This is a genomic window from Gordonia namibiensis NBRC 108229, from assembly GCF_000298235.1.
GTDB classification, from domain to species: Bacteria; Actinomycetota; Actinomycetes; order Mycobacteriales; family Mycobacteriaceae; genus Gordonia; species Gordonia namibiensis.
This window is the reverse complement of the sequence record NZ_BAHE01000050.1, coordinates 1-5,584: the sequence shown is the minus strand read 5'-3', so window position 1 is coordinate 5,584 and position 5,584 is coordinate 1. Positions and strand designations below refer to the sequence as shown.

Genomic DNA, 5,584 nt, shown 5'->3' with positions numbered 1-5,584 from the left:
TTGTGTTCGGCGGTGTCCTACTCTCCCACACTGATTAAGGTGCAGTACCATTGGCGCTGGAGGGCTTAGCTTCCGGGTTCGGAATGGGGCCGGGCGTTTCCCCTCCGCTATGGCCGCCGTAACTCTATAAAACAACCAACAAACAGGTCATTTGTTTGTTTGTGTGTTGTTTCAGAAGTGTCATAGTGGATGCGAACACACCAGAAAACGTGTTTCTGTGGTGTGTGGGTGTTGTTGGTAAGTCCTCGGCCGATTAGTACCAGTCACCTGAACACATTGCTGTGCGTACAGTTCTGGCCTATCAACCCCATGGTCTGTAGGGGGCCTTAACCCTGCAAAGAGGGTGAGAAACCTCATCTTGGAACAGGCTTCCCGCTTAGATGCTTTCAGCGGTTATCCCTTCCGAACGTAGCTAACCAGCGGTGCCCCTGGCGGGACAACTGGCACACCAGAGGTTCGTCCGTCCCGGTCCTCTCGTACTAGGGACAGGTTTCCTCAAGTTTCTTACGCGCGCGGCGGATAGAGACCGAACTGTCTCACGACGTTCTAAACCCAGCTCGCGTGCCGCTTTAATGGGCGAACAGCCCAACCCTTGGGACCTACTCCAGCCCCAGGATGCGACGAGCCGACATCGAGGTGCCAAACCATCCCGTCGATATGGACTCTTGGGGAAGATCAGCCTGTTATCCCCGGGGTACCTTTTATCCGTTGAGCGACACCGCTTCCACTTGCCGGTGCCGGATCACTAGTCCCGACTTTCGTCCCTGCTCGACATGTACGTCTCACAGTCAAGCTCCCTTGTGCACTTACACTCAACACCTGATTGCCAACCAGGCTGAGGGAACCTTTGGGCGCCTCCGTTACTCTTTGGGAGGCAACCGCCCCAGTTAAACTACCCACCAGGCACTGTCCCTGAACCCGATCAGGGTCCGAGGTTAGAAGTCCAATACGATCAGAGTGGTATTTCAACAACGACTCCATGAACACTGGCGTGCCCACTTCACAGTCTCCCACCTATCCTACACAAACCGAACCGAACACCAATACCAAGCTATAGTGAAGGTCCCGGGGTCTTTTCGTCCTGCCGCGCGTAACGAGCATCTTTACTCGTACTGCAATTTCGCCGAGTCTGTGGTTGAGACAGCAGAGAAGTCGTTACGCCATTCGTGCAGGTCGGAACTTACCCGACAAGGAATTTCGCTACCTTAGGATGGTTATAGTTACCACCGCCGTTTACTGGGGCTTAAATTCTCAGCTTCGCTCCCCAAAGGGAACTAACCGGTCCTCTTAACCTTCCAGCACCGGGCAGGCGTCAGTCCGTATACATCGTCTTACGACTTCGCACGGACCTGTGTTTTTAGTAAACAGTCGCTTCTCTCTGGTCTCTGCGACCCACACCAGCTCAGACCGCAAGGATCGTCACCAGTCTGGGTCCCCCTTCTCCCGAAGTTACGGGGGCATTTTGCCGAGTTCCTTAACCACAGTTCTCTCGATCGCCTTAGTATTCTCTACCTGACCACCTGTGTTGGTTTGGGGTACGGGCCGTGTACCAACTCACTAGAGGCTTTTCTCGGCAGCATAGGATCATGGAATTCGCCGCAACGGCTACGCATCACCTCTCAGGCTGAATGTGTTCCGGATTTGCCTAGAACACGCCCTACAGGCTTACACCAGTACAACCACTGACTGGCCCCACTACCTTCCTGCGTCACCCCATCGCTTGCCTACTACCAGCCAAGGTCCCATGCATCACCCCAACCTGGCACCCGAAGGTGCTCCTGGGGGATCTGGATGGTTAGTACAACTGATTCAGCATGGGCGCGGATACACGGGTACGGGAATATCAACCCGTTGTCCATCGACTACGCCTGTCGGCCTCGCCTTAGGTCCCGACTCACCCTGGGCGGATTAGCCTGGCCCAGGAACCCTTGGTCATTCGGCGGAAGAGTTTCTCACTCTTCTTTCGCTACTCATGCCTGCATTCTCACTCCCACACCCTCCACCACTAGATCACTCTGTGGCTTCCACGGATGCAGGACGCTCCCCTACCCACCCACACACCTGGTTCACCATCCGTAAACGATGAACGGGCTATTGTGTGAGTGCCGCGGCTTCGGCGGTGTACTTGAGCCCCGCTACATTGTCGGCGCAGGATCACTTGACCAGTGAGCTATTACGCACTCTTTCAAGGGTGGCTGCTTCTAAGCCAACCTCCTGGTTGTCTTCGCGACCCCACATCCTTTTCCACTTAGTACACGCTTAGGGGCCTTAGCCGGCGATCTGGGCTGTTTCCCTCTCGACTACGAACCTTATCGCCCGCAGTCTCACTGCCACACTCTCACTTACCGGCATTCGGAGTTTGGCTGACGTCAGTAACCCTGTGGGGCCCATCGGCCATCCAGTAGCTCTACCTCCGGTAAGAAACATGTGACGCTGCACCTAAATGCATTTCGGGGAGAACCAGCTATCACGGAGTTTGATTGGCCTTTCACCCCTACCCACAGCTCATCCCCTCCATTTTCAACTGAAGTGGGTTCGGGCCTCCACGACGTCTTACCGTCGCTTCACCCTGGCCATGGGTAGATCACTCCGCTTCGGGTCTAGACCCGGCGACTCTTTCGCCCTATTCAGACTCGCTTTCGCTACGGCTACCCCACACGGGTTAACCTCGCCACCGAGCACTAACTCGCAGGCTCATTCTTCAAAAGGCACGCCATCACCCACCACAGTAAACTGTGCACAGGCTTTGACGGATTGTAAGCGTCCGGTTTCAGGTACTATTTCACTCCCCTCCCGGGGTACTTTTCACCTTTCCCTCACGGTACTTGTCCGCTATCGGTCACCAGGAAGTATTCAGGCTTACCGGGTGGTCCCGGCAGATTCACAGCAGATTCCACGAGCCCGCTGCTACTTGGGCATCCATCACGCAAGACCATGTGTTTTCAGCTACCGGACTCTCACCGTCTACGGCAGACCATTCCAGGCCACTTCACCTAACACACGATTTTCTGACTCACGCTTCCACAGGCAGATGGAAGAAGATGAACCCCACAACACCACACACACAACCCCTACCCGGTATCACATGCGCATGGTTTAGCCTCATCCGCTTTCGCTCGCCACTACTCACGGAATCACATTTTGTTTTCTCTTCCTATGGGTACTGAGATGTTTCACTTCCCCACGTTCCCTCCACACCCCCTATACATTCAGAGGTGGGTAACACGACATCACTCGTGCTGGGTTTCCCCATTCGGACACCCTCGGATCACAGCTCGTTTGACAACTCCCCGAGGACTATCGCGGCCTACCACGTCCTTCATCGGCTCCTGGTACCAAGGCATCCACCGAACGCCCTTACACACTTACAACAACACCTACAAACCACCCCCACCCCAACAGTTCTCACGAACCGCTTCAGCGGGGATCGAATGTAGACATCACAAAAAAATCATTTCTGCTAAATCACAGACCAAGCACTCCAACCCTCACGAGTCGAAGCATTGGTTTGAAATAAAGATGCTCGCATCCACTATGCACTTCTCAAACAACACACACCAGCCGCCCCTCAACCGCTCCCACCCCATCACAGGACAGATCTGCACGATCTCGCAACAACCAGCTAGGTCAGAGACAACCCGATTCACACCCGAAAGTGTGCCGCGTGTTCTCTCAGAACCCCGATAGTGTGACGTGAACCCGCCGGCCTCACAGCCTGGCGGTGGGCCCCGATACTGTGCGAGTGCACAGTCGTTGACCTGTCTGATGTTTCACCCTCGAACACACACCCACCGCACGGACATACGCCGGCAGAAATGGGTGATGTTGTGTGCTCCTTAGAAAGGAGGTGATCCAGCCGCACCTTCCGGTACGGCTACCTTGTTACGACTTCGTCCCAATCGCCGATCCCACCTTCGACAGCTCCCTCCCACAAGGGGTTAGGCCACCGGCTTCGGGTGTTACCGACTTTCATGACGTGACGGGCGGTGTGTACAAGGCCCGGGAACGTATTCACCGCAGCGTTGCTGATCTGCGATTACTAGCGACTCCGACTTCATGGGGTCGAGTTGCAGACCCCAATCCGAACTGAGACTGGCTTTAAGGGATTCGCTCCACCTCACGGTATCGCAGCCCTCTGTACCAGCCATTGTAGCATGTGTGAAGCCCTGGACATAAGGGGCATGATGACTTGACGTCATCCCCACCTTCCTCCGAGTTGACCCCGGCAGTCTCCTGCAAGTCCCCGGCATAACCCGCTGGCAATACAGGACAAGGGTTGCGCTCGTTGCGGGACTTAACCCAACATCTCACGACACGAGCTGACGACAGCCATGCACCACCTGTACACCAACCACAAGGGAACATGTATCTCTACATGCGTCTGGTGTATGTCAAACCCAGGTAAGGTTCTTCGCGTTGCATCGAATTAATCCACATGCTCCGCCGCTTGTGCGGGCCCCCGTCAATTCCTTTGAGTTTTAGCCTTGCGGCCGTACTCCCCAGGCGGGGTACTTAATGCGTTAGCTACGGCACGGAACTCGTGAAATGAGCCCCACACCTAGTACCCACCGTTTACGGCGTGGACTACCAGGGTATCTAATCCTGTTCGCTACCCACGCTTTCGCTCCTCAGCGTCAGTTACTACCCAGAGACCCGCCTTCGCCACCGGTGTTCCTCCTGATATCTGCGCATTTCACCGCTACACCAGGAATTCCAGTCTCCCCTGTAGTACTCAAGTCTGCCCGTATCGCCTGCACGCCTACAATTGAGTTGCAGAATTTCACAGACGACGCGACAAACCGCCTACGAGCTCTTTACGCCCAGTAATTCCGGACAACGCTCGCACCCTACGTATTACCGCGGCTGCTGGCACGTAGTTGGCCGGTGCTTCTTCTCCAGGTACCGTCACTCACGCTTCGTCCCTGGTGAAAGAGGTTTACAACCCGAAGGCCGTCATCCCTCACGCGGCGTCGCTGCATCAGGCTTGCGCCCATTGTGCAATATTCCCCACTGCTGCCTCCCGTAGGAGTCTGGGCCGTGTCTCAGTCCCAGTGTGGCCGATCACCCTCTCAGGTCGGCTACCCGTCGTCGCCTTGGTAGGCCATTACCCCACCAACAAGCTGATAGGCCGCGGGCCCATCCTGAACCGCAAAAGCTTTCCACCAAACGTCATGCAACGTAAGGTCATATCCGGTATTAGACCCAGTTTCCCAGGCTTATCCCAGAGTTCAGGGCAGATCACCCACGTGTTACTCACCCGTTCGCCACTCGAGTACCCAGCAAGCTGGGCCTTTCCGTTCGACTTGCATGTGTTAAGCACGCCGCCAGCGTTCGTCCTGAGCCAGGATCAAACTCTCCATGAAAAAATAGTGAAACAAAACCAGCACCCACAAGCGCCAGCGTTTCAACACAATCAGGAAAGCAAACCTGACCAATCCAAAACTAGCAAGACACCACCCCAGGACGGGGCCCAAGATGATGTCAAAAAATAAACATCTACATCCATAAAGAATGCTCGATGCCAAAATGGCATCAGACAATTCATCATCACACTATCGAGTTCTCAAAGAACACACACCCACCA

The 5,584-nt window shown here is 55.1% G+C and carries 3 rRNA genes; all 3 read right to left on the bottom strand.

Annotation, left to right across the window (positions count from 1 at the left end):
• Positions 1–4: 4 nt before the first annotated feature.
• Positions 5–121, bottom strand: a 5S ribosomal RNA gene (gene rrf, locus GONAM_RS18995).
• A 112-nt stretch (positions 122–233) separates the two neighbouring features.
• Positions 234–3,371: ribosomal RNA gene (locus GONAM_RS18990) — 23S ribosomal RNA — on the bottom strand.
• 469 nt (positions 3,372–3,840) lie between these two features.
• Positions 3,841–5,363, bottom strand: a 16S ribosomal RNA gene (locus tag GONAM_RS18985).
• Together the 16S, 23S and 5S rRNA genes form the textbook arrangement of a ribosomal RNA operon.
• Positions 5,364–5,584: the final 221 nt, after the last annotated feature.